25 protein-coding genes are annotated in these 21,983 nt (G+C 69.7%); 17 read left to right on the forward strand and 8 right to left on the reverse strand.

The window, feature by feature from the left end:
• Positions 1-36 precede the first annotated feature (36 nt).
• From ACTU3I_RS16725 to mutM, 4 genes are read left to right on the forward strand one after another with little or no spacing between them, the layout of a single operon-like run.
• Complete coding sequence (locus tag ACTU3I_RS16725) at positions 37-498, forward strand: YceD family protein (RefSeq protein WP_442927183.1); 462 nt, start codon at positions 37-39, stop codon at positions 496-498.
• Positions 499-545: 47 nt separating this feature from the next.
• Positions 546-755: a 50S ribosomal protein L32 gene (rpmF, locus tag ACTU3I_RS16730; RefSeq protein ID WP_050721097.1), complete on the forward strand. Its 210-nt coding sequence runs from the start codon at positions 546-548 to the stop codon at positions 753-755.
• A gap of 16 nt (positions 756-771) precedes the next feature.
• Positions 772-1,461 (forward strand): ribonuclease III, encoded by a 690-nt coding sequence (gene rnc, locus ACTU3I_RS16735; RefSeq protein WP_442926859.1) that lies wholly within the window; start codon positions 772-774, stop codon positions 1,459-1,461.
• Positions 1,454-2,401, forward strand: a complete 948-nt coding sequence (gene mutM / locus ACTU3I_RS16740) for a bifunctional DNA-formamidopyrimidine glycosylase/DNA-(apurinic or apyrimidinic site) lyase (protein WP_442926860.1) — start codon at positions 1,454-1,456, stop codon at positions 2,399-2,401. Before rnc ends, mutM begins: the two co-directional genes overlap by 8 nt.
• Here mutM and ACTU3I_RS16745 read toward each other — a convergent pair.
• Positions 2,341-3,456 carry a GNAT family N-acetyltransferase gene (locus ACTU3I_RS16745; RefSeq protein ID WP_442926861.1) on the reverse strand — a complete coding sequence of 372 codons (1,116 nt, stop codon included), beginning with the start codon at positions 3,454-3,456 and terminating at the stop codon, positions 2,341-2,343. The genes mutM and ACTU3I_RS16745 overlap by 61 nt on opposite strands.
• A gap of 79 nt (positions 3,457-3,535) precedes the next feature.
• Complete coding sequence (locus ACTU3I_RS16750; RefSeq protein WP_442926862.1) at positions 3,536-3,799, reverse strand: hypothetical protein; 264 nt, start codon at positions 3,797-3,799, stop codon at positions 3,536-3,538.
• 458 nt (positions 3,800-4,257) lie between these two features.
• Between ACTU3I_RS16750 and smc the strand changes: the two genes are divergently transcribed.
• From smc to ACTU3I_RS16770, 4 genes are read left to right on the forward strand one after another with little or no spacing between them, the layout of a single operon-like run.
• Positions 4,258-7,788 carry a chromosome segregation protein SMC gene (gene smc / locus ACTU3I_RS16755; RefSeq protein WP_442926863.1) on the forward strand — a complete coding sequence of 1,177 codons (3,531 nt, stop codon included), beginning with the start codon at positions 4,258-4,260 and terminating at the stop codon, positions 7,786-7,788.
• 37 nt (positions 7,789-7,825) lie between these two features.
• Entirely contained in the window at positions 7,826-8,698 is an 873-nt protein-coding gene (ftsY, locus tag ACTU3I_RS16760) for a signal recognition particle-docking protein FtsY (RefSeq protein ID WP_442926864.1), read from the forward strand.
• Positions 8,699-8,744: 46 nt separating this feature from the next.
• On the forward strand, positions 8,745-9,245 hold the full coding sequence (locus ACTU3I_RS16765) for a DUF2004 domain-containing protein (protein WP_442926865.1): 501 nt from the start codon (positions 8,745-8,747) through the stop codon (positions 9,243-9,245).
• Positions 9,246-9,252: 7 nt separating this feature from the next.
• Positions 9,253-9,684 (forward strand): MSMEG_6728 family protein, encoded by a 432-nt coding sequence (locus ACTU3I_RS16770; RefSeq protein ID WP_442926866.1) that lies wholly within the window; start codon positions 9,253-9,255, stop codon positions 9,682-9,684.
• 14 nt (positions 9,685-9,698) lie between these two features.
• Here ACTU3I_RS16770 and ACTU3I_RS16775 read toward each other — a convergent pair whose 3' ends face one another.
• The 3 genes from ACTU3I_RS16775 to lipB form a co-directional block, all read right to left on the reverse strand.
• On the reverse strand, positions 9,699-11,015 hold the full coding sequence (locus ACTU3I_RS16775; protein ID WP_442926867.1) for an MFS transporter: 1,317 nt from the start codon (positions 11,013-11,015) through the stop codon (positions 9,699-9,701).
• A 111-nt stretch (positions 11,016-11,126) separates the two neighbouring features.
• On the reverse strand, positions 11,127-12,128 hold the full coding sequence (gene lipA / locus ACTU3I_RS16780; RefSeq protein WP_442926868.1) for a lipoyl synthase: 1,002 nt from the start codon (positions 12,126-12,128) through the stop codon (positions 11,127-11,129).
• Positions 12,125-12,763: a lipoyl(octanoyl) transferase LipB gene (lipB, locus tag ACTU3I_RS16785; protein ID WP_442926869.1), complete on the reverse strand. Its 639-nt coding sequence runs from the start codon at positions 12,761-12,763 to the stop codon at positions 12,125-12,127. The genes lipA and lipB overlap by 4 nt, the downstream gene beginning before the upstream one ends.
• Before the next feature lie 71 nt (positions 12,764-12,834).
• On the opposite strand from lipB, the gene ACTU3I_RS16790 reads away from it, so the two are divergent.
• Both ACTU3I_RS16790 and ffh read left to right on the forward strand, forming a co-directional pair.
• Positions 12,835-13,440: a TetR/AcrR family transcriptional regulator gene (locus ACTU3I_RS16790; RefSeq protein WP_442926870.1), complete on the forward strand. Its 606-nt coding sequence runs from the start codon at positions 12,835-12,837 to the stop codon at positions 13,438-13,440.
• 12 nt (positions 13,441-13,452) lie between these two features.
• Positions 13,453-15,021 carry a signal recognition particle protein gene (ffh, locus tag ACTU3I_RS16795; protein ID WP_442926871.1) on the forward strand — a complete coding sequence of 523 codons (1,569 nt, stop codon included), beginning with the start codon at positions 13,453-13,455 and terminating at the stop codon, positions 15,019-15,021.
• 84 nt (positions 15,022-15,105) lie between these two features.
• Here ffh and ACTU3I_RS16800 read toward each other — a convergent pair whose 3' ends face one another.
• Together ACTU3I_RS16800 and ACTU3I_RS16805 are read right to left on the reverse strand one after the other, a co-directional pair.
• On the reverse strand, positions 15,106-16,026 hold the full coding sequence (locus tag ACTU3I_RS16800) for an endonuclease domain-containing protein (protein ID WP_442926872.1): 921 nt from the start codon (positions 16,024-16,026) through the stop codon (positions 15,106-15,108).
• A 135-nt stretch (positions 16,027-16,161) separates the two neighbouring features.
• Positions 16,162-17,325, reverse strand: coding sequence for a glutamate--cysteine ligase (locus tag ACTU3I_RS16805; protein ID WP_442926873.1), 1,164 nt, complete (start codon positions 17,323-17,325; stop codon positions 16,162-16,164).
• Positions 17,326-17,516: 191 nt separating this feature from the next.
• On the opposite strand from ACTU3I_RS16805, the gene rpsP reads away from it, so the two are divergent.
• Genes rpsP through ACTU3I_RS16830 form a run of 5 tightly spaced genes read left to right on the forward strand, consistent with a single transcriptional unit; the run spans position 17,517 to position 19,918 of the window.
• Positions 17,517-17,945 (forward strand): 30S ribosomal protein S16, encoded by a 429-nt coding sequence (rpsP, locus tag ACTU3I_RS16810; protein ID WP_442926874.1) that lies wholly within the window; start codon positions 17,517-17,519, stop codon positions 17,943-17,945.
• A 4-nt stretch (positions 17,946-17,949) separates the two neighbouring features.
• Entirely contained in the window at positions 17,950-18,180 is a 231-nt protein-coding gene (locus tag ACTU3I_RS16815) for an RNA-binding protein (RefSeq protein WP_442926875.1), read from the forward strand.
• The gene (gene rimM, locus ACTU3I_RS16820; protein WP_442926876.1) at positions 18,180-18,812 is read left to right on the forward strand and encodes a ribosome maturation factor RimM; all 633 of its coding nucleotides are present in this window, start codon (positions 18,180-18,182) and stop codon (positions 18,810-18,812) included. The genes ACTU3I_RS16815 and rimM overlap by 1 nt, the downstream gene beginning before the upstream one ends.
• 1 nt (position 18,813) lies before the next feature.
• Positions 18,814-19,503: a tRNA (guanosine(37)-N1)-methyltransferase TrmD gene (gene trmD / locus ACTU3I_RS16825; RefSeq protein WP_442926877.1), complete on the forward strand. Its 690-nt coding sequence runs from the start codon at positions 18,814-18,816 to the stop codon at positions 19,501-19,503.
• Positions 19,504-19,522: 19 nt separating this feature from the next.
• Positions 19,523-19,918: a hypothetical protein gene (locus ACTU3I_RS16830; protein ID WP_442926878.1), complete on the forward strand. Its 396-nt coding sequence runs from the start codon at positions 19,523-19,525 to the stop codon at positions 19,916-19,918.
• A 21-nt stretch (positions 19,919-19,939) separates the two neighbouring features.
• Here the strand turns inward: ACTU3I_RS16830 and map are convergent, their stop codons facing one another.
• Positions 19,940-20,722: a type I methionyl aminopeptidase gene (gene map / locus ACTU3I_RS16835; RefSeq protein WP_442926879.1), complete on the reverse strand. Its 783-nt coding sequence runs from the start codon at positions 20,720-20,722 to the stop codon at positions 19,940-19,942.
• Positions 20,723-20,830: 108 nt separating this feature from the next.
• Here map and ACTU3I_RS16840 point away from each other — a divergent pair, with 108 nt between their 5' ends.
• Both ACTU3I_RS16840 and rplS read left to right on the forward strand, forming a co-directional pair.
• On the forward strand, positions 20,831-21,322 hold the full coding sequence (locus ACTU3I_RS16840; protein WP_442926880.1) for an MFS transporter permease: 492 nt from the start codon (positions 20,831-20,833) through the stop codon (positions 21,320-21,322).
• Between the two features lie 158 nt (positions 21,323-21,480).
• On the forward strand, positions 21,481-21,828 hold the full coding sequence (rplS, locus tag ACTU3I_RS16845; protein ID WP_442926881.1) for a 50S ribosomal protein L19: 348 nt from the start codon (positions 21,481-21,483) through the stop codon (positions 21,826-21,828).
• Positions 21,829-21,983 lie beyond the last annotated feature (155 nt).

Here is a 21,983-nt window from a genome sequence, read left to right on the forward strand (position 1 = left end):
CTGCCCGTTCGCGACATCGTCCATCGCTCGGGCGAGATGCGCGAGTTCACTCTCGACCTCCCCGCGCCCGCGAAATGGGGGGAGGGCCTCGTCTCCGTGCCGGAGGGGGAGCCGCTCGAGATCGACGCCCGCCTGGAGTCGGTTCACGAGGGGATTCTCGTCTCCGTGACAGCCGCGACGCGGTACGTCGGTGTCTGCGGGCGGTGCCTGACCGACATCGAGCAGCCCGTCGAAGTCGAGTTTCAGGAGCTTTTCGCGTATCCTGGGAAGGAAGCGGAGGACTTCGAGGTTCGCGACGACCATGTGGATCTCGAGATTCCCGTCCGGGACGCGATCGTCCTCTCGCTTCCGTTCCAACCGGTGTGTCAGCCGGATTGCCCCGGCCTCGATCCGGCCACGGGCGAGCGGCTGACCGGAAGCCCTGAGGAACGACTGCAGGAATCGGTCGATCCTCGATGGGCCGCACTGCGGCAGTACACCACAGACTCCGACGCGTAGCGCGTCGCGAAAATCCTTGATCAGTTTCGTACAGAGAAGAGTGAGCCATGGCAGGTAACCCCCCCAAGCGGAAGGTCTCCCGCTCGAACACCCGCTCGCGTCGCGCGCAGTGGAAGGCGGAGGCGCCCGCCCTCGTCAAGACGGTCGAGAATGGCAAGGTCGTCTACAGCCGCCCCCACCAGGCCAAGGTCGTCACCGACTCTCAGGGCACCGAACTGTTCCTGGAGTACAAGGGGCGCAAGGTCGCTGACGTCTGACGTCGCCGGCACAGGCGTGACCGACGCTACCGAGCGCACTGCGCTCCTCGACGAGCTCGGGGTCGATATCGACCCCGAGCTTCTGTCGCTTGCGCTCACGCATCGTTCGTTCGCTTACGAGAACGGCGGCATCGCCCATAACGAGCGGCTGGAGTTCCTGGGCGACTCGATCCTCGGGCAGGCCGTCACCGTCCGCCTGTTCACCGGTCACCCGGAGCTGGACGAAGGCGAGCTCGCGAAGCGGCGGGCGAGCGTGGTGTCCACCGTCGCCCTTGCGGAGGTGGCTCGCGCGATCGATCTCGGTGCGCACCTGCGGCTCGGTCGCGGCGAGGACCTGACGGGCGGACGGGACAAGGACTCGATCCTGGCCGACACCATGGAAGCGGTGATCGGTGCGGCCTACCTGTCGGCCGGGCACGAGGCCGCGACCTCGCTGGTGCTGCGCCTCGTCGAGCCGCTGCTCGCCGACCCGCTGCGCTACGGCGCGGCGATGGACCCCAAGACGAGCCTGCAGGAACTCGCGGCCCGTCTCGGGCTCCCCGCTCCCGCGTACGCGGTGGATGCCCGCGGACCCGATCACGACCGGCGCTTCACGGCGACCGTGAGGGTCGGCGAGCTCGCCGGGCTCGGCGAGGGCTCCAGCAAGAAGCAGGCCGAGATGGCTGCCGCGCTCACCGCGTGGCGCGAGCTCAGCGAACGTGCCTGAGCTTCCCGAAGTCGAAGTCGTCCGCTCCGGTCTGGCCCCGGCGGTCACCGGTGCGCACATCGCCGCGGTGACCGTGCGCGACGAACGAGCCCTCACCCGCCACTCCGGGTCGGCCGCCCAATTCGAGAGCGCGCTGACGGGTCTCACCATCGAGGCTGCGGTGCGCCGCGGCAAGTTCTTGTGGCTCCCGCTGGCCGAACCGGATGCCGGCCCGCGGGCCATCCTCGCCCACCTCGGCATGAGCGGGCAGCTGCTGCTGCGCTCACCGGGTTCGCCCGAGGAGAGGCACGAACGCATCCGCCTCGATCTGCAGCATCCGGACCATGGCGAGATCGCCGTGGTCTTCGCCGACCAGCGCACCTTCGGCTCCCTCGCGATCGACCCGCTCGTCGCGACCGTCGACGGGGCCGCGGGCGGACGAGGGAGCCAGCGCGCGGAGGTCCCCGCGCAGGTCACGCACATCGCCCGTGACCCGCTCGATCCTGCGTTCGACGACCGCTCATTCCGGCAGGCGCTGCGACGCAAGAACTCCGGGATCAAGCGCGTGCTGCTCGACCAGACGACAGTCAGCGGCATCGGCAACATCTACGCCGACGAGGCGCTGTGGGCCGCGCGGCTGCATCCGGAGACGCCGGCGCGCGAGCTGTCGGCGCGCGCCGCGGGCCGTCTGCTGGCAGAGGTCCGAAGCGTGCTGGAGAAGGCACTCGCCGAGGGGGGGACGAGCTTCGACGCGCAATACGTCAACGTGAACGGGCAGGCCGGATACTTCGCGCACTCGCTGAACGCGTACGGCCGCACCGGTGAGCCGTGCCCCCGATGCGGCCGCCCGCTCGTGCGGGTGTCGTTCACGAACCGCTCGAGCCACTACTGCGCGGCCTGTCAGCGGCCGCCGCGCGCGGCGGAGGCGGCCCCCAGCTCCTTCTTCCAGGCGCCGATGTAGGCGAGGGGCTCGAACCCGATGGTCTCGTTGATGTCGAGCATCGGCCGGTTCTCCTCGGCGTTGAAGGTCAGCACGCGGGGCGAGTGCGGGGCGATGTCGCGCCAGGTGCGCAGCGCCGCGCACTTGACGAGCATTCCGAGCCGGTGGCCTCGATGCTCCTTGAGCACGAGCGTGTCCTGCTGAGAAGTCGTGGCCGACCGGTCTTCTCCGATCACCAGCTCGTTGAACGCCACGGGGTCTCCGGAGTCCAGATGCACCGCGGCTGTCACCAGCATCGTGCGGTTCGCGTCGAGATACACGCGTTCGTGCCGTGCCAGACGATCGGCGTCCCAGGTCTCCTCGTCGAACTCGAGGCCCGCTGCCGGCGCATCCGTGCTCATGCGGGACTTCATCCATGCGTACCCCGGGACGAAGTCCGCCGGGGTGGGAAGCTGCCACTGCACGATGCGGTACCCGGATGCCGCGGAGGTGGCATCCTCCAGCAGACGCTCGACCCGCCCGGGGAGCGCGGGGTCGGTGAGGTCCAGAGCGCTCTTGCGATCCACCTGCTCGAGCGCATACCCGTGCCGCAGGAAGAAGCGAGCGATCCGGTCGTGCGGGATGCGGCCGAACCCGGTGGGCGGCTCGAGCTGCTGTCCGGGCGCCGTCGGGTGCTCCGCCCACGACTGCAGGACGGTGCGCCCGGCGGTGCGTGCGGTGCGCTCGACCAGCTCGTACGCGGCCGATCCGATTCCGAGGCCCTCGACGGAGCGCAGGATCTCCACCAGCCAGTAGGCGATCCGCGACCCCGGCTCCAGGGGGATGTCCACCCCGACGCGTCCCACGACCTGGTCGCGCCAGCGGACGGTCCACACCTCTCGCCGCTCCGACGGATCGGGGGCGTAGGCGGGGAGGAGCTCGGAGGGAGTGAGGCTCTCGTCGTCGTTGCCTGAGATCTCGGCGTAGATCAGATTGCGGACGCGGACCATCTCGCGGAACTCGGCGGCGTCATCGGCGTCGGCCGACGACGGCATCGTCATCGGGCGCAATTCGAGCTCGGGAAGTGAAGTGCTCATGAGGGGGCTTTCCAGGAGGGTTCGGGAGGGGACGCCGTCGGGGCCGCCGCAGCGGGCGGCCCCGACGGGTCGGGGATGCTCATGACCGCAGGTAGCGGGCGGAGCGAGCATCTTCGGCCGCTCGCTCGCGCGCCTCGAGGACACGTGCGGCGGTGACCTGCCGTATCTGCTCCTCGTGCGTGACACGTCGCTGGATGCGGCGGGTGCCTCGCAGGAGCAGCCACAGGCCGAGGCGGAGAGAAAGACGGTCCATCAGCGATGCGCGCTGATAGGTGTCCAGTTCCGCGAGGGCGGATTGTTGATGCGAGTCGAGCAGTCGGGCGGGCGTGAGGACGGTGTTCATCGGAGTCTCATTCGACAGAGGTGTCAGTACGGAGGGGCCCGGAGTCGGGCGGGAGCGCACGAGGCGGAGGAAGGCTCGCGGGAGCATGCGGCGGTCATCGCGCAGCGATGAGGCGCAGAGGTCCGTCGATAGACGGAGTTCTCCCGGGGCGGTCAGCCGGCGACGGGGGTGAAAGCGCCGAAGGAGCGGGTCACCCGACGTAGCGTGGCCGGCGTGCCGATTGGCGCCGTACCGAGAACGGTGTGCTGCATCATCATGGGTGACCTCCTTTCGACTTCAGACGCGATCTGTGACGCTAGCGGACCGGATCCCTCGGCGTCAAGCTGTTTCCCAGAAATGGCCGGTCCCCGGGCGTGTCTGCGCGGCGCCCTGTCGATCTGCTCGGCATGGCGCGCTGAGCGGGGAGGCGGCATCCGGTACCGTGAGGCGGTGGAAGAGCCGGAGCGAGAGGCGCTGCGATGCACCTGAAGAGCGTGACGCTCAAAGGCTTCAAGTCCTTCGCCCAGTCGACCACATTCGCCCTCGAGCCCGGCGTGACCTGCATCGTCGGTCCGAACGGCTCGGGGAAGTCGAACGTCGTCGACGCCCTCGCGTGGGTGATGGGCGAGCAGGGGGCCAAGACCCTGCGGGGCGGGAAGATGGAAGACGTCATCTTCGCCGGCACGTCCACGCGCGGACCGCTCGGGCGCGCCGAGGTCCAGTTGACGATCGACAACAGCGACGGCGCGCTGCCCATCGAATACACCGAGGTCACGATCAGCCGCACGCTGTTCCGCACCGGCGCCAGCGAGTACGCGATCAACGGCGAGACGTGCCGGCTGCTGGACGTGCAAGAGCTGCTCAGCGACTCCGGACTCGGGCGCGAGATGCACGTGATCATCGGTCAGGGCCGGCTCGACAGCGTGCTCCAGGCCACGCCCGAAGACCGCCGAGGATTCATCGAGGAGGCCGCGGGCATCCTCAAGCACCGACGGCGCAAGGAGAAGACGCTCCGCAAGCTGGAGGCCATGGAGGCCAACCTCACGCGACTGAGCGACCTTGCAGGCGAACTCCGCCGTCAACTGAAGCCGCTCGGCCGGCAGGCCGAGATCGCCCGAGAGGCGGCGACGATCGCCGCGGTCGTGCGCGACGCCAAGGCGCGACTGTTCGCGGACGAGCTGGTCACCCTGCGCGCCCAGCTCACCGATCACGCCCGCGCCGAGAGCGAGCGTCACACCGAGCGCCTCGTGCTGCAGGACCAGGCCGAGAACCTCCGCGGACGCATCGAACGACTCGAGAACGATCAGCGCTCAGAGGCGGTCGATTCCGCCCGCCGCGTCGCCTTCGCGCTCGAGCAGGTGCAGGAGCGGTTGCGGGGCCTCTACACCCTCGCCGGCCAGCGGCTCACGCTTCTGTCCGCGGATGACGACGACCCGTCCTCGCTCGTGGCGACGGTGTCGTCGGCCATGATCGACGACGCCCGCACCGAGATCGACGACATCGCGTCGGGACTCGGCGCCGCCCAGGATGCCGCCGTGGAGGCGGCGCGAGAGGTGACGCGCGCGCGAGCGGAGCTCGACGCGCTCGACGCCGACATCGCCGCACAGAGCGCTCTCGTCTCCGACCACGACATGCGCCTCACGGCGCTTCGCGGCTCCGCCGAGGCAGCGACCTCGACGCTCACCGCGCTCCGCGCCGGCGTGGAACGGCAGCAGCGCGCGCTGGATGCGGCCGAGACCCGGCGTGACGAGGCAGAGGCGGCGCTGGCGGATCTCGACCCAGACATGGTGCCGGAGGAGTCGGCTGCCGAGCACGCCGCCGCGTACGAGCGCGCCCAGCGTGAGGCGCAAGAGGCGGAGACGACCCTGGGGGCTCTCCGCGAGCGGCTCCACGCCGCCGAGCGCGAGGTCGAGGCGCTGACCGCGCAGACGACGGCCCTGGGACGAGCGCTCGACGTACGCAACGGTGCCGCCGAGCTGATCGCCGGGGGAGGAGCGGGGATCCGCGGCCTCGTCGCGGACGCGGTCAAGGTCGACCCCGGATACGAAGCCGCGATCGCCGCCGCGCTGGGTGCGCTGGCCGAGGGGATCCTCGTCGACACACGCGATGACGCGTTCGCCACCGCATTGCTGGCCCGCGGCGGAGACGGCGGAGTGGTCGACATCGTCACGGCCGAGATCGGCGGCCCGGATGCTCCGACGCCTGCTGCCCTTCCCGGCACCGTCCGCGCCGTCGACGTCATCTCTGCACCGCCGGGGGTACGCGGCGTGCTGTCGCGGGTCTTCGTCGCGGAGCACCTGGACGGCGCGCACTCCGCTCTCGCCGGGCTCGACGGCTCCGACCCCCTGCTGACGGTCGTCACGCGCGCGGGCGAAGTCGTCACCCCCTTCACGCTGCGGGCGGGATCCGGTGCCGGTCGCTCGCGTCTGGAGCTCGCAGCCGAGCGTGACGCCGCCGCCGACCGGCTCAGCGAGGTGACCGTCGTCGCCGATTCGCTCCGCGAGGCCCTCGCCGACGCCGTCAGCGCGCATGACACGGCCCGGGTACGAGCCCGCGACACGTTGCAGGCCCTCCGCGCTCAGGACGCCGCCCTCGCCGCACACGCGGAGAAGCTCAACCGGGCGACCGTGCGTTTCGAGTCGGCCGTCGCCGAGTGCGAGCGCCTGGCCGCGGGGCTGCATCAGGCGGAGGCTGCGGTGGGTGAGGCGGAGGACGCCGCCCGCGTCGCAGAGGAGTCGCTTGCTCGCGCGCTCGAGGCGCCGCGCCCGATCCTGGACGCGTCCGCCCGCGACGGTATGCTCGCCGCGCTTGACGCCGCGCGGGACGGCGAAATGCGTGCGCGGCTCGATGTGGAGACGCTACGGGAGCGTGTGCGAGCCGGTGAGGCGCGCGTGGTCCAGCTCGAGCGGCAGCGGGAGCGAGAGAAGGCTGCTGCGGAGGAAGCTGCGCGTCGAGCTGTCGTGCGCCGCGCACAGCGGGATATCGCCGCCGAGGTCGCCGGGCGGCTCCCGGCGCTTCTGGACTCGGTCGACCGTTCGGTGAGCCAGGCGCGGGTCGAACTCGCCGCCGCGGAGTCGGCGCGCACCGCGGTGACCGTCGAGCTCGCCGAGGCACGGACCCAGGAGAGCGGGGTGCGCCAGCGCCTGACGGCGCTCACCGAGAGTGTTCACGGACTCGAGCTGCAGATCCACGAGAAGCGCCTGCACGCGACGAGTCTGCTCGAACGCGTGCAGTCGGAGCTGGGCCTCGACGAGAATATTCTTGTTTCGGAATACGGCCCGGATCAGCCAGTCCCGCCGGATGAGCCCTCGGTGGAGGGCGATGCAGGCGCGGAGCAGACGCCGTACGACCGCGCCGCGCAGCGTCGACGGTTGACAGAGGCGGAGCGCAAGCTCGGGCAGCTCGGGCGAGTGAACCCGCTGGCGCTGGAGGAGTTCGCGGCGCTGGAGCAGCGGCACGCCTTCCTCACCGAGCAGCTCGCCGATCTCACCCAGACGCGCGCCGACCTCCTCACCATCATCGAAGAGCTCGACGAGCGGATGCAGACGATCTTCCTGTCCGCGTTCGAGGACACCCGGGTCGCATTCGGTGAGATGTTCCCGATTCTCTTCCCGGGCGGAACGGGCAGCATCTCGCTGACCGACCCCGACTCGCCGCTGACGACCGGCATAGAGGTCTCGGTGCGCCCGGTCGGAAAGAAGATCGAGCGGCTGTCTCTGCTCTCGGGTGGGGAGCGGTCCCTGGCAGCGGTGGCCTTCCTGACCGCCATCTTCAGTGCGCGTCCGAGCCCGTTCTACATCCTCGACGAGGTGGAAGCCGCTCTCGACGACGCCAACCTCGGGCGCCTGCTGGGCGTGTTCGAGCGTCTCAGGGAGAACAGCCAGCTGATCGTCATCACGCATCAGAAGCGGACCATGGAGATCGCCGACGCGCTCTACGGGGTCTCGATGCGTCAGGACGGCGTGTCGGCGGTGGTCGGCCAGCGCGTCGGCGATCGTGCATCCGCCTGAGCGCACCCGTGCCCGTCGCCGCCCCTAGGCTGGTTGCATGGCGGAGAACTCCTGGTCGCTCGGTCGCGCGCTGCGCGGCCTCTTCGTCAAGCCCACCATCGACGAGACGACGTGGGAAGACCTCGAGACCGCCCTCCTCACGGCGGACTTCGGCCCCGACATCACCGAACGCATCGTCGACGAGCTGCGCGAGAAGGTCGACCGCTTCCGCACCACCGACCCGCGGGACTTGCAGCGGATGCTGCGGGAGACGCTCGAGGAGCACTTCGCGAAGTTCGACACGACGCTGCGGCTGACCGAACGCCCAGCCGTCGTGCTGGTGGTCGGGGTCAACGGCGTCGGCAAGACGACGACGATCGGCAAGTTCGCCAAGTTCCTCCAGCGGTACGGGCGCTCCGTCGTGGTCGGCGCGGCCGACACGTTCCGCGCGGCCGCCGTCGAGCAGCTCGCCACCTGGGCGGAGCGGGGCGGCGCGGCGATCGTGAGGCCCCAGCACGAGGGCCAGGACCCGGCATCCGTCGCCTTCCAGACGATCGCGTACGCCAAGGAGACCGGCACCGAGATCGTGCTGGTGGACACCGCCGGGCGCCTGCACACCAAGGGCGGCCTGATGGACGAGCTCGGCAAGATCACGCGTGTCGTGGAGAAGCAGGCCCCGATCAGCGAGGTGCTGCTGGTGCTGGATGCCACCACCGGCCAGAACGGCGTGATGCAGGCGCAGGCCTTCCTCGAGCACGCGGGGGTCACGGGGCTGGTCATCACGAAGCTCGACGGATCGGCCAAGGGCGGGTTCATCCTCGCCGTGCAGGAGCGCACCGGGATCCCCGTGAAGCTCCTCGGTCAGGGCGAGGGGATCAACGACCTCACCGGCTTCACGCCGCACGTCTTCGCGGCCTCATTGGTGGACTGAGGGCACCCGACTTCCGAGCGGGTGCCGGGACTGGTTTCATAGGGATATGGCGATCGAGCACGACTTCTTCGGACTCCTCGAGTCCGGGCCCGACGGGTCGATCTTCTGGTCGGAGAACGTCGAGTTCGGCGACCAGACGGTGACCGTCGATCTCACGGCCCCGGACCAGGACGACGTGTCCGAGGCCGCGCTCGACGTCGCGGCGGCGATGGTGTCGTCGCTCGAGGCGATCGATCGTACTGCCCGCAATGCCATGGTGAGCGAGCTCGACGACCGCACCAGCGAGGTCATCGAGTACATCCTGCAGCAGCAGGAGCAGCTGGGCGACGAGCTCGAGGACCTGATGGTCGACGTGTCCGGCGACGTGCAGATCGACGTCATCCGGTCGTTGCAGCTGATGAGCATGACGATCCTCGCCGACGAGCACGGCGGCAGCGAGCCCTTCGCGGTGCTGGAGTACGCGCTCGACCCCGATGCGACCGACGACGTGCTGCTGGTGAACCTCGCCTCCGATGGTCAGGTGCAGTCCGTCACGAGCGCCGACTGACCGCGGCGTGCAGACCTTCCTTCCGTACCCGTCCTTCGCCGCGTCGGCGGCCGTGCTGGACCTGCCACGGCTCGGCAAGCAACGCGTGGAGACGTTTCAGCTGCTGCGTGCCAACACCATCCCCACGTACGGATGGCGGCACCATCCGGCCGCGAAGATGTGGGCCGGGTACCTGCCCGCACTGGTGTCTTATGGGCTGGCCATGACCGACGAATGGATAGCGAAGGGCCGCGCCGACACGGTCCGCGAGAAGCTGCTCGCCTTCGCCCCGGAGGTCGCGGGAGTCGCGCAGGACCACCTCGACCTCCCGCCGTGGCTCGGCGACGAGGCTTTCCATCTCTCGCACCGCTCGAATCTGGTGCGCAAGGACCCGGACTTCTACCGCGCCGCGTTCGGCGACATCCCCGACGACCTGCCGTATATCTGGCCCACCGTCTGACGCCGGGCGGGGCCTCACTGCGCGGCAGCGAGCGACGCCTCGCGGACGTCGGCGCGGCGGCGCGGCGCGAGGACGGCGATCACCAGCGCGCCCACCAGCGCGGGAGCGGCGATCGCGACGAACGACCACACCACCGGCGCTCCCGAGGCGACCAGGATGCCCAATGCGGTCGGGGCGAGCACCGACCCCAGTCGTCCGATGCCGAGTGACCAGCCCAGCGCCGTGCCTCGCACGCTCGTGGGAGAGGCCTTGGATACCCACGCGTTGATGAACGCCTGTGTTCCCAGCGCCCCCGCCCCGGCGAGGATCAGCAGCGCATAGAGCGCGACGGTCGGGAGCGGAATGGCCAGCAGCAGCACCGCCCCGGCGGCGACGAGGAAGGTGGAGATGACGACGCGCTTGGACTCGAACCGGTCGGCGACGTACGAGATGAGGACGAGCCCGATGATCGCACCGACGTTGTAGACGAGGAGGAATCCCAGGGCATTGCCGAGTGAGAAGCCCGCCGCCTGCATGATCCCCGGAAGCCACGTGTTGAGCCCGTAGATCATGAACAGGCACAGGAAACTCGCGATCCAGAACGCGACAGTCAGCGGAGCGAGGCCGCCGCGAAAGAGCGCGGCGACGGAGCCACGGGTCGCCCGCACCGCGGGGACCTCGGGCAGGGCGAACCCGTGCTTGTCGGCGAGGGCCTGGGCGCGGAGCGTCGCGCCTCTGGCGACGAGGAAGGCCGCAGACTCCGGCAGCAGGGCGATCGCGACGGGCACGATGAACACGAGGCCGGCGAATCCGAGCGCGAACATCCCGCGCCATCCGAAGGCCGGGATCACGACGAGGCCGGCCAGCGCAGCCAGGATGCCGCCGAGGGGGAAGCCCGACCACATGATGCCGTACACCAGATTGCGCTGCCGTTCCGAGGAGTACTCGGCAGTCAGCGCGCTCGCGGTGGGCATGACGCCCCCCAGGGCGACCCCGGCCACGAAGCGCAGGAGGCCGAGCACCTCCGGGGTGGGGGCGAAGGCGCACAGGCCGGTGAAGACGGAGAACCAGGCGACCGACGCGATGAGCATCCACCGACGCCCGAACCTGTCGGTGAGGGTGCCCGACAGGAGGGATCCGATGAACATCCCGATGATGGCCATCGAGCCCAGTAGCCCCAGGCTCGCCGGGTTCAGGCCGAGGTCCTGGTCGGCCAGGAGCGTGGGCACGACGGCGCCGAAGACGACGACGTCAAAGCCGTCGGCGATGACGACCGCCCAGCACAGGGCAAGGACGATCGCGGTCAGTCGCGGCGTCGTGCCGAGGGGCCGGGTCGCAGGGGAGGAGGACATCGAGGGCTCCTTTGCCGTCGGGACGTCCGGCGTCGGTGCGCCGGTCCCCCGAAGGTAGGGGGCGCCCCGGGTCCACGCGACGTCTCGTCCCACTCAGCGGGAGCGGCGACCTCAGACCGCCTGTGCGAAGGTGTGGTCGCCGGCGGCGATGTCGGCCGCGAGGTGCGCGAGGTCGACCGGGATGTCACGGCCCTTGGAGATCATCGACTGGGCCCAGAGGCGCCCGGCGCGGTACGACGAGCGGACCAGCGGCCCCGCCAGCACGCCGAGGAAGCCGATGCGCTCGGCCTCCTCCTTGAACTCGACGAACTCCTGCGGCTTCACCCACCGCGCGACGGGGAGGTGTCGCGGCGAGGGGCGCAGGTACTGCGTGATCGTGATGATGTCGGTCCCGGCCTCGCGCAGGTCGTGAAGGGCCTGGACCACCTCCTCGGGCTCCTCGCCCATGCCGAGGATGAGGTTGGACTTCGTGATCAGACCGGCGTCGCGCGCCATCGTGAGGACGCCGAGGGAGCGCTCGTACCGGAAGGCCGGGCGGATGCGCTTGAAGATGCGCGGAACCGTCTCGACGTTGTGGGCGAACACCTCCGGGCGGGAGTCGAAGACCTCGCCGAGGAGATCGGGGTTGCCCGAGAAGTCGGTGGCGAGGATCTCGACCCCGGTTCCGGGATTGTCGGCGTGGATGCGCCGCACCGTCTCGGCGTGGAGCCACGCACCCTCATCCGGCAGGTCGTCGCGAGCGACACCTGTCACGGTGGCGTAGCGCAGGCGCATGCGCGACACGCTCTCGGCGACTCGGCGCGGCTCGTCGGTGTCGTACTCGGCGGGTTTGCCGGTGTCGATCTGACAGAAGTCGCACCGGCGCGTGCACTGCGAGCCGCCGATGAGGAACGTCGCCTCGCGATCCTCCCAGCACTCGAAGATGTTGGGGCAGCCCGCCTCCTGGCACACCGTGTGCAGGTCCTCGGTCTTCACGAGTGACTGCAGCTCCGTGTACTCGGGGCCCATCTTCGCGCGCGTCTTGATCCACTCCGGCTTGCGCTCGATGGGGGTCTGGGCGTTGCGGACCTCGAGGCGGAGGAGCTTGCGCCCCTCGGGGACGGCGGTCGTCATGCGGGCACCCCCGCGAGCTCCGCTGTGAACACCCGCGCAACGGTCTCCGCGGCGGCCGCGGGAGACGTGATCACGCCGCTCGCCTCGCTCACCGTCGTGACCCCGGCATCCGTGATGCCGCACGGGATGATCCCGCTGAACCCGCCGAGGGTGTTGTCGCAGTTGATCGCGAACCCGTGCATCGTCACGCCCTTCTCGACGCGCACGCCGATCGCGGCGACCTTGTCTTCGGACAGCGGCCGGCGTACCCAGACACCGCTGCGCCCGGCGACCTGATAGCCGTCGACGCCGTGATCGGCCAGAACCTCGATCAGCAGCCGCTCCAAGCGGCGCACGTAGGCGACGACGTCGATCGGGTCGGGGAGGCGGAGGATCGGGTAACCGACGAGCTGCCCCGGCCCGTGCCAGGTGATCTTGCCTCCGCGGTCGACGTCGATGACCGGCGTCCCGTCGGTCGGGCGCTCGTGCGCCTCGGTGCGCTTACCGGCCGTGTAGACCGCCTCGTGCTCGAGGAGGAGCAGGGTGTCGGGCCGGGTGCCGGCGACGACGTCGGCGTGCATGCGGCGCTGGAGGGCCCAGCCGTCGGCGTAGGGCACGAAGTCGGGATCCAGTCCCGCCGTCACGATGTCCAGCATCCCGCCACACCCTTTCTTGGATTGCGTCCAAGAATATACCCCTCCGGCTCGGCAGCGCATAGCCTGGGGGCATGTCGGAGATCCGCAGCGGCCGCCCGCGCGCCTCGTCGCGGGAGACTCTCGCCGAGGCGGCGGGGGAGCTGTTCCTCGAGCAGGGCTATCACGCCACATCCGTCTCGGACATCACCACCCGCGCGGGCGTGAGTCGATCGAGCTTCTTCAACTACTTCGCCACCAAGGGCGACGTGTTCTGGGCCGCGCTCGACGAGCGCATCGCGGCGCTCGGTGAGCGGCTGCGCGACGACCGCTCAGCGGATGCGGATGCCGCCGTGCGGGCGGCGGTCGCATCCGTCGCCGCGGACTTCTTCCCCGACAGCCTCGCCCTGGCGATCGGACAGGTCGAGGCGATGGGCATCCGCGATGAACTGCAGCGCGAGGCGGGAGTACGGCGATCGCGTATCGCGGACGCGGTAGCCGAGCGCCTTCGCCGCGGCGGCGTGAGTGCTCTCACGGCGGACGTGCTCGGCGCCGCCTACGGTGGCGCCGTTCTCGCGGCGATCACCCGCTGGGCCGAGCCGGGCCCCGGACGCACCCCACTGGCCGAGGTGCTCGCCGACGCCCTCGCCGTCGTGCCGCCGGTGCGAGATGACCGACGGGGCACGGGCGCGCTCGCGTAAACTTGCCGCATCATGGCTACCTTCGGCACGCTCTCCGATCGGCTCACCGAGACCTTCCGCAACCTCCGCAAGAAGGGTCAGCTGACCCCTGCCGACGTCGACGGCACCGTGCGGGAGATCCGTCGCGCGCTGCTGGAGGCCGACGTGGCGCTGCCCGTCGTGAAGGAGTTCACCGCCGCCGTGCGCGAGCGTGCCCTCGGCGACGAGGTCAACCGCGCGTTGAATCCGGCGCAGCAGGTCGTGCAGATCGTCAACGAGGAGCTCGTCGGCATCCTGGGCGGTCAGCAGCGCCGACTGCAGTTCGCGAAGAACCCGCCGACGGTGATCATGCTGGCGGGGCTTCAGGGTTCGGGCAAGACCACCTTCGCGGGCAAGCTCGCGAAGCTCCTCGAGAAGGACGGGCACACCCCGCTCCTCATCGCCGCCGACCTGCAGCGCCCCAACGCCGTGAACCAGCTGCAGGTGGTCGCTGAGCGCGCGGGCGCCGCCATCTACGCTCCGGAGCCCGGCAACGGCGTCGGCGACCCCGTCCGCGTCGCGCGCGACGGCGTCGAGTACGCCCGCCGCCAGCAGCACGACATCGTGATCATCGACACGGCGGGCCGCCTCGGTGTCGACGCCGAGCTCATGAAGCAGGCCGCCGACATCCGCAAGGCCACGTCGCCCGACGAGGTGCTGTTCGTCATCGACGCGATGATCGGTCAGGACGCAGTCAACACGGCCAAGGCCTTCCAGGAGGGCGTGGACTTCACCGGCGTCGTGCTGTCCAAGCTCGACGGCGATGCGCGCGGCGGCGCCGCGCTGTCGGTCGCCTCCGTCACCGGGCGCCCGATCATCTACGCCTCCACGGGCGAGGGACTCGACGACCTCGAGCCGTTCCACCCCGACCGGATGGCCTCGCGCATTCTCGATCTCGGCGACATCCTGACCCTCATCGAGCAGGCCCAGCAGGCCTTCGACGAGGAAGAGGCGATGAAGGTCGCCGAGAAGCTCGCGACGGAGACCTTCACGCTCGAGGACTTCCTCGAGCAGATGCAGCAGATGAAGAAGATGGGGTCGATGAAGAAGATGCTCGGGATGCTCCCGGGCATGGGCTCTATGAAGCAGCAGCTGGAGAACTTCGACGAGAAGGAGATCGACCGCACCGAGGCGATCATCCGTTCGATGACTCCGGCGGAGCGGCGCAACCCCAAGCTGCTCAACGGCTCACGGCGCCTGCGCATCGCCCGCGGATCGGGGATGACGGTGACCGACGTGAACTCCCTTGTGCAGCGATTCGATCAGGCCGCGAAGATGATGAAGACGATGGCGCGCGGCGGCGTTCCGAACATCCCCGGCATGGGTCCGGTTCCCGGTGCGGGGCGGCCCGGCGCATCCGCCAAGCGCGGCAAGCAGCAGAAGGCGAAGGGGTCGCGGTCGGGGAACCCCGCCAAGCGCGCCGCGGAGAACGCCGGCATCGCCGCATCCGCCCCCGCTGCGCCCTCGGGATCGGGCTTCGGTCTCGGCGGCGCCAAGCCGGGCGCCGCGGCGCCGAGCGAGGCCGACCTCGCCGAGCTGCAGAAGATGCTCGGTCGCGGCTGACCCGTCGCGGCGTGAGAGCCATCGACTTCGCCCGTGTGGTCGATATCGGCGCCCTTTTTCGACCGTACGACGCAAGTCGATGAGTCAACGCGCGTTCAGCAGCCGACGGATGCGAGCGACCAGCTCGCCGCGGTGCCGGTAGAGGTCGTCGGCGGTCACGCGAACGACACGCCAACCCGCCGCCTCGAGCATTTCCCGGCGCCGCAGGTCGAGGCGCCACTGACCCTGATCGGTGCGATGGCCGTCGCCTTCGTACTCGATGGCGAGGCGCGCTGCGGGATAGACGAGGTCGGGGTGAAGCACCAGACCCCCCTCCACAGCTACGGGGTGAGCGATCACGGGCTCGGGGAGCCCGGCCTCGATCAGGGCGAGACGCAGATGGGTCTCCGGCCTGGAAGCGACGCCGGCGCGGACTTTCGGCAGCGCAGCATCCCGTCGCTTGGTGCCGCGCGAGCCGCGATGGCGGCGGGCGGCGTCTCGAAGATCCTCCAGGGTGCACAGCGGTGGGTGCCGCTCGCCCTCGATGATCCGCTCGGAGACGAGGTAATCGCCGGCAGCGACGAGATCCTCCTCACACAGCTGCATCGCCAAGTCGCACCAGGTGTCGGCGGGCCGGGAGACGGGGAGATCACCGACGCGCACAGGAACGAGATCGGTGTGCCGCACCGAATGGCCGATGATGCCGGGTCGCCTGGGCGCGCTGCGAGGGGCCTGGACCGAGATGTGCGGCGTGAGGAGATCGAGGTCGCGGGGGAGCGGAATGCCGATCAGTGCGGCAGCGGTGACGTGCGTGTACACCTGCCCCGGCAGCCGGACGGCCTCGTACGCGCGACAGGCGCCGGCCGTGTCGGTGATCTCGGCGCCGATCAGTGCGACGCCGCGATGCGGTGAGGCGATGTCGGCGCGCCGTCGGCGAGAGCGCGATATGCCCCAGAGGTCAGCATCCGCGGTACGCAGCGCCGAGGTGTCGCCGGTCGTCGGGAGTGGCGTTCGCTTTCTGCCCATGCGCCCACGATGGCGCGGGTGGACCGGTGCCGTGCGCGTTCTCCACAACCCCGATCGAGTTGTGTCGTGTGGTCGATATAGCGGTCAGATTTCGACCACACGACACAAGTCGAGCCGCGCGCGGCGGCGCAGGGGTCAGGAGCGCAGAGCGGCGAGGTGCTCGCGCAGCGTCGGGCCGCTGCGGAACTCCCGGATGAGGTGCTGCACGACCTCGCGGAGATCGCCGTCGGCGGCCTCCGCGAGCGCCACCTGCCGGGCTGAGCTGCCGCCGGTCGCGAGGATCGTTTCGAGTCCGGCGAACTCGGCCGCGCAGTGGAGCTCCGCCGCGATGTCGACGATCTCGGACATCGTCTCGCGGAGGTGGTCCACGACCGGCGCCTGGCGGCCATCGGCGTCGACGATGATGCGGGCGCCGAGACCGTACCGGGCTGCCCGCCACTTGTTCTCCCGGATGAACCACGGGGGGATGCGGGGGATCGGGCGGCCTTCGTCGAGGTCGCGGGAGAACTTCTCGACGAGGGTCTGCACGAGAGCGGCCACGGCGGCCAGCTCCGGAAGCGTCGACATCCCGTCGCACGCGCGCACCTCGATGGTGCCCCAGCGCGGGGCGGGCCGGATGTCCCACCGCACCTCGCTCGCGTCTGCCATGACGCCCGTACGCACCATGTCGTCGAGGTACTTCTCGAACTGGCTCCAGTTCTCCAGCTGCCACGGCAGCCCGGCGGTGGGCAGCTGCTGGAAGACCAGCGCCCGATTGGAGGCGTAGCCGGTGCGCTCACCCGCCCAGTAGGGGCTGGATGCCGACAGTGCCTGCAGATGCGGCAGGTAGACCGACAGCGCGTCGATGAGAGGGAAGACCTTGTTGACGTCGTCGACGCCGACGTGCACGTGGATGCCCCAGATCATCATGTTGCGTCCCCACCACTGGGTGCGCTCCACGAGCTTGTGGTAGCGGGTCTTGTCGGTGACCTGCTGGTCGTACCACTGGGCGAACGGATGGCTTCCCGCGCACAGCATCTCGATCTCGCGGGGTTCGGTCTCGGCACGCACCGTCGCGATCGCATCCGCGATGTCGTCGACGGCCGCCGCGACGGTCCCGCCGATGCCGCTGGTGAGCTCGATCGTGTTGGTCAGAAGCTCCTGCGTCACCGTGAAACGTTCGAGCCTGGTGTGCTCCTCGAGAGCCTCGATGACCTCGGGGGCGCGGGGGGCCAGATCCCCCGTCTGTCGATCGGCGAGCATGAGCTCCCACTCGATGCCGACCGTCGAACGCTCGGAGGGCGCGAAGGACACCGTCATGCGTTCAGTCTGGCAGAGGACGCGCCGCACCCCGGCGTGACGCAGCATGCCGAGTTCTCTGGCAGAATAGAGGGTCGGACCGGTCGCTCGACCCTCTATCCAGCGATGGTCCACTTCTTTGAGCTTCCGCCGGGTGTGCACCCCACGCTCCAGGCGTTCGGTTCGTTCATTCCCACACATTCAGGAGAATCGTGGCTGTCAAGATCCGCCTCAAGCGCCTCGGCAAGATCCGTGCGCCGTACTACCGCGTCGTCGTGGCCGACTCGCGCACCAAGCGCGACGGTCGTGTCATCGAAGAGATCGGCAAGTACCACCCCACCGAGGAGCCCTCGTTCATCGAGATCGACTCCGACCGCGCCCAGTACTGGCTCGGTGTCGGCGCGCAGCCGACCGAGCAGGTCGCCGTGCTGCTGAAGCTGACGGGTGACTGGGCCAAGTTCACGGGCGAAGGCGACACCGAGTCCAAGGTCCGCACCGCCGAGACGAAGGCCGCATACGAGCCCGACTCGTCGAAGAAGTCCGTCATCAAGCCCAAGGCGGACAAGAAGGCCGACGCGCCCGTCGCCGCCGACGCGCCCGCCGAAGACGCCGACGCCGCTGCGGCGGCCGACGCCGAGTAATCCGTTGCTGGCCGCCGCGCTCGAGCACGTCGTCAAGGGGATCGTCGATCACCCGGATGATGTGAGCATCCGCTCCAGCACCTCGCCCCGGGGCGACGTGCTGGAAGTGCACGTGCACCCCGACGACCGGGGACGCGTCATCGGGCGCGGCGGACGCACCGCCAAGGCGCTGCGCACCGTCATCACGGCTCTCGCCGATGGTCGTCGCGTTCGCGTCGACGTCGCCGACGACTGATGGTGGCCGCAGCACAGTCTCCCGCCCCCAAGCCTTCGCGCACGCAGTTGCGCGTGGGCCGGTTGGTGAAGGCACACGGGCTCAAGGGCGCCCTCAAGCTCGAGCTGTACACCGACGACCCCGACGGGCGCTTCAGACCCGGTGCAACGTTCACCCTGCAGGTGCCCACGTCGTCTCCATGGCACGGCAAGCCGCTGACCGTCCGCGAGTTCAAGTGGATGAACAGCCACCCCGTCGCCTTCTTCGAGGGCGTGGACGATCGCAACGCCGCCGAAGAGCTCGTGCGGGCCATCCTCTGGGTCGACGAGGACGCGACCTCCACTCCCGCCGAGGAAGACGCCTGGTACGACCACCAGCTCGTCGGCCTCGACGTCGTGCGCGACGGTGAGGTCATCGGGCGCGTGGCGCGTGTGGATCACTTCCCGGCGCAGGACCTCCTGATCGTCGAGGCGGGGGAGCGCGAGATCCTCGTCCCGTTCGTCAAGGCGATCGTGCCGCAGGTCGACATCGAGGCGGGTCGCGTCGTCGTCACACCGCCACCGGGTCTCTTCGAAGATCTGCCGGGCTCGGCGGACGAGCCGGAGCCGGGCGTCACCGCCGGCGACGGCGAGGGCGCCGACCGGGAGGATTGACGTGCGCATCGACGTCGTCTCGATCTTCCCCGGGTTCTTCGACGCGCTCGAAGTCTCCCTCCTCGGCAAGGCACGCGGATCGGGTCTCCTCGACATCCGCGTACACGACCTTCGCGACTGGACGCACGACCGTCACCGCACCGTGGACGACACGCCCTACGGCGGCGGTGCCGGCATGGTGATGAAGCCCGAACCGTGGGGCGAGGCGCTCGACGACATCACCGCCACCGCATCCGGGCGCCCTGTCGTCGTCTTCCCCTCGCCGGCCGGCGAGGTCTTCCGCCAATCCACCGCCCGCGAGCTCGCGACGCGCGAGCACCTGGTCTTCGGATGCGGGCGCTACGAGGGCATCGACGAACGGGTGTTCGAGGAGGCCGATGCGCTCGGCGAGGTGCGCCTCATCAGCCTCGGAGACTACGTGCTCAACGGCGGGGAGATCGCTGCGATGGCGATGATCGAGGCGATCGGACGCCTCGTCCCCGGTGTCGTCGGCAACCCCGAGAGCCTCGTCGAGGAATCGCACGAGGACGGGCTGCTGGAGTATCCGTCGTACACCAAGCCCGCTTCCTGGCGGGGTCGCGAGGTGCCGCCCGTCCTCCTCAGCGGCAACCACGGTGCCATCGCGGCGTGGCGCCGGGAGCAGCAGCTGATGCGCACCCGCACGCGGCGCCCCGACCTCCTGGCCGACTGAGCGCCACTACCGTGAGGACGTGCCCTTCGCCCTCGCGCTGACCGTCGTGCTCGCCGCCCTCGCCGTCTTCCAGATCGCGCTGGCCCTCGGTGCGCCGCTCGGAGTCTTCGCGTGGGGCGGGCAGAACCGAGTCCTGCCGCTACACCTGCGTGTCGGTAGCCTCGTGTCGGTCGTCGTGTACGCCCTGATCGTCGTCCTGGCCTGGGCTCGAGTGGGCGTCTGGCTGACGATCCCCGATGTCGTCGGCACCGTGGGCATGTGGGTCGTGTTCGCTTACTTCTGCCTCGGCATCCTGATGAACGCCATGTCGCGCAGCCGCCCGGAGCGATTCACGATGGTGCCGCTCACCGTCGTCCTGGCGGTGCTCAGCCTGCTGATCGCGCTCGGCTACGGCCGCCTCGCGATGGCTGCCTGACCCCGCCTCGCGGGACGAGGGTCAGTCGACGCCGAGGAACGACCGGTCCGTGAGGATGATCGGGCCGTCGGCAGTGATGGCGACCGTGTGCTCCGAATGGGCTCCCCGCGAACCGTCGGCGCTGCGCAGCGTCCAGCCGTCCGGGTCGGTCACGAGCCGGTCGGTGCTCGCCAGGAACCACGGCTCCAGAGCGAGGACCAGCCCGTCGCGAAGCGGGTAGCCCCGTCCTGCCTTGCCGTCATTGGCCACATGCGGGTCGCCGTGCATCGTGTGGCCGACACCGTGGCCGCCGAAGTCGGTGTTGATCGAGTAGCCGTCGCCGTGTGCCACGGCGGCGATCGCGGCGGAGATGTCGCCGATTCGATTGCCGACGACGGCAGCGCGGATGGCAGCGTCCAGGGCCTGCTCGGTCGTGTCGATGAGGGCGAGATCCTCGTCGCGCGGCGTCCCCACGACGAAGGAGACGGCGGAGTCGGCCACCCACCCGTCGATCGACACCGCGAAGTCCAGCGAAACCAGGTCGCCGTCGCGCAGTGTGTAATCGAAGGGCAGGCCGTGCAGAACGGCGTCGTTCACCGACGTGCAGATGACCTTCCCGAAGGGACTGGCCCCGAACGAGGGGTGGTAGTCGATGTAGCAGGACTCGGCGCCGGCGCGGCGCAGCAGATCGTGAGCACGGCGGTCGATCGTGAGAAGGTTCGTGCCGACCTTCGTCTCGTCGCGCAGCGTCGCCAGCGCCTCGGCCACGAAACGCCCTGCCGGGCGCATCGCTTCGATCTCCGCAGGGGTGCGCAACTCGATCATCGGGTGTCCTTCCGTCTCGACCATTCTCCCGGACGCGCAGCCGAGAGGATGCCGAGCAAAGCGCGGCCGCCGCGATCGCGTGCGTCGGCGCGGCGTAGCATCGGCAGCATGTGGCTGCGACGAGCGTTCTTCTGGTGGCTCTTCCCTGCCGCCGTCGTGCTCCCGCTGTGGCTGCTGGCGGGGTGGATCATCTTCAATGCGAACGGGTGGGCGCTGCTGTGGGTGCTCCTGCTCGCGATGCCCTCGGTCTTCTTCGGGCAGATCGTGCTCAGCCTGCTCGTGCGTGCGCGAGGCACGGTGCGCGCGCAGCGGGCGGTGTCCTGGCCGGACGTCGCGGGTTTCACGGTGTGGCACGCCCTGATCGTGGCGACGGGCTTCTTCTCTGCGCAATGGTTCGCGCCTGTGCTCGTGCTCGCCATCGCGGCGGCGCTCGGGCTGTTCTGGCTCAGCCTCTGGCAGCTGTGGGCGCAGGCGCGCTCGGGCGCACGCACCTATCTGCGCACGGCGGATGCCACGGGCTTCATCCCTTCCATGCGCCCGACATCGTCCGACGCCCGTGCCGATGTCATCGTCGTGAGCGAGCGCCGCTCCGACGCCTGACGGTTTGGGGGCGCACCGCTTCCATGGCAGAATGGTTGTTTGTGCCCTGACCGACTCTGCCTCAGGGGAGTCCGCCGCCTCGTTGCGGCCTCGGGCATGCTCCTACCTTTCCCATTCATCATGCGGTCGACCTGTGGCGGCCGCAGGAAGAGAAGATCATGCAGATCCTCGATGCTGTCGACGCGGCCTCGCTCCGCACCGACATCCCCGACTTCGCCCCCGGTGACACCGTCAAGGTGCACGTCAACATCACGGAGGGCACCCGCTCACGTATCCAGGTCTTCCAGGGCGTGGTCATCGGCCGCTCCGGTGACGGCGTGCGCGAGACGTTCACCGTCCGAAAGATCAGCTTCCAGGTGGGCGTCGAGCGCACCTTCCCGGTGCACAGCCCGGTGATCGACCACATCGAGGTCGTCACGCGAGGCGATGTGCGCCGCGCGAAGCTCTACTACCTGCGTGCCCTGCGAGGCAAGAAGGCCAAGATCAAGGAGAAGCGCGACCGCTGATCCTCGAACGAATGCCCCGGCTCCGGCCGGGGCATTCGTCGTCGAAGCAGCCGATCGCGGCGAAACCCCGGATGCGATTGCTCCCGCAGGCGCCGAGTATGCGACGCTGGGACCTGCGGTTCGCGGTGTCGTTGCGAGCCCGGTGAAGGATCCCC

It is taken from the genome of Microbacterium sp. RD1 (assembly GCF_052220165.1).
Taxonomy (GTDB): domain Bacteria; phylum Actinomycetota; class Actinomycetes; order Actinomycetales; family Microbacteriaceae; genus Microbacterium.

Excerpts from the sequence above, each read along its gene's own strand:
- ffh (WP_442926871.1), top strand. The coding sequence starts at position 13,453 with ATGGCTACCTTCGGCACGCTCTCCGATCGGCTCACCGAGACCTTCCGC.
- ftsY (WP_442926864.1), top strand. The coding sequence starts at position 7,826 with ATGGCGGAGAACTCCTGGTCGCTCGGTCGCGCGCTGCGCGGCCTCTTC.
- ACTU3I_RS16805 (WP_442926873.1), bottom strand. The coding sequence starts at position 17,325 with ATGACGGTGTCCTTCGCGCCCTCCGAGCGTTCGACGGTCGGCATCGAG.
- smc (WP_442926863.1), top strand. The coding sequence starts at position 4,258 with ATGCACCTGAAGAGCGTGACGCTCAAAGGCTTCAAGTCCTTCGCCCAG.
- rimM (WP_442926876.1), top strand. The coding sequence starts at position 18,180 with ATGGTGGCCGCAGCACAGTCTCCCGCCCCCAAGCCTTCGCGCACGCAG.
- ACTU3I_RS16745 (WP_442926861.1), bottom strand. The coding sequence starts at position 3,456 with ATGAGCACTTCACTTCCCGAGCTCGAATTGCGCCCGATGACGATGCCG.
- ACTU3I_RS16765 (WP_442926865.1), top strand. The coding sequence starts at position 8,745 with ATGGCGATCGAGCACGACTTCTTCGGACTCCTCGAGTCCGGGCCCGAC.
- lipA (WP_442926868.1), bottom strand. The coding sequence starts at position 12,128 with ATGACGACCGCCGTCCCCGAGGGGCGCAAGCTCCTCCGCCTCGAGGTC.
- rplS (WP_442926881.1), top strand. The coding sequence starts at position 21,481 with ATGCAGATCCTCGATGCTGTCGACGCGGCCTCGCTCCGCACCGACATC.
- ACTU3I_RS16750 (WP_442926862.1), bottom strand. The coding sequence starts at position 3,799 with ATGAACACCGTCCTCACGCCCGCCCGACTGCTCGACTCGCATCAACAA.
- map (WP_442926879.1), bottom strand. The coding sequence starts at position 20,722 with ATGATCGAGTTGCGCACCCCTGCGGAGATCGAAGCGATGCGCCCGGCA.
- ACTU3I_RS16840 (WP_442926880.1), top strand. The coding sequence starts at position 20,831 with ATGTGGCTGCGACGAGCGTTCTTCTGGTGGCTCTTCCCTGCCGCCGTC.
- ACTU3I_RS16800 (WP_442926872.1), bottom strand. The coding sequence starts at position 16,026 with ATGGGCAGAAAGCGAACGCCACTCCCGACGACCGGCGACACCTCGGCG.
- lipB (WP_442926869.1), bottom strand. The coding sequence starts at position 12,763 with ATGCTGGACATCGTGACGGCGGGACTGGATCCCGACTTCGTGCCCTAC.
- rpmF (WP_050721097.1), top strand. The coding sequence starts at position 546 with ATGGCAGGTAACCCCCCCAAGCGGAAGGTCTCCCGCTCGAACACCCGC.
- ACTU3I_RS16775 (WP_442926867.1), bottom strand. The coding sequence starts at position 11,015 with ATGTCCTCCTCCCCTGCGACCCGGCCCCTCGGCACGACGCCGCGACTG.
- ACTU3I_RS16725 (WP_442927183.1), top strand. The coding sequence starts at position 37 with ATGCGCGAGTTCACTCTCGACCTCCCCGCGCCCGCGAAATGGGGGGAG.
- ACTU3I_RS16790 (WP_442926870.1), top strand. The coding sequence starts at position 12,835 with ATGTCGGAGATCCGCAGCGGCCGCCCGCGCGCCTCGTCGCGGGAGACT.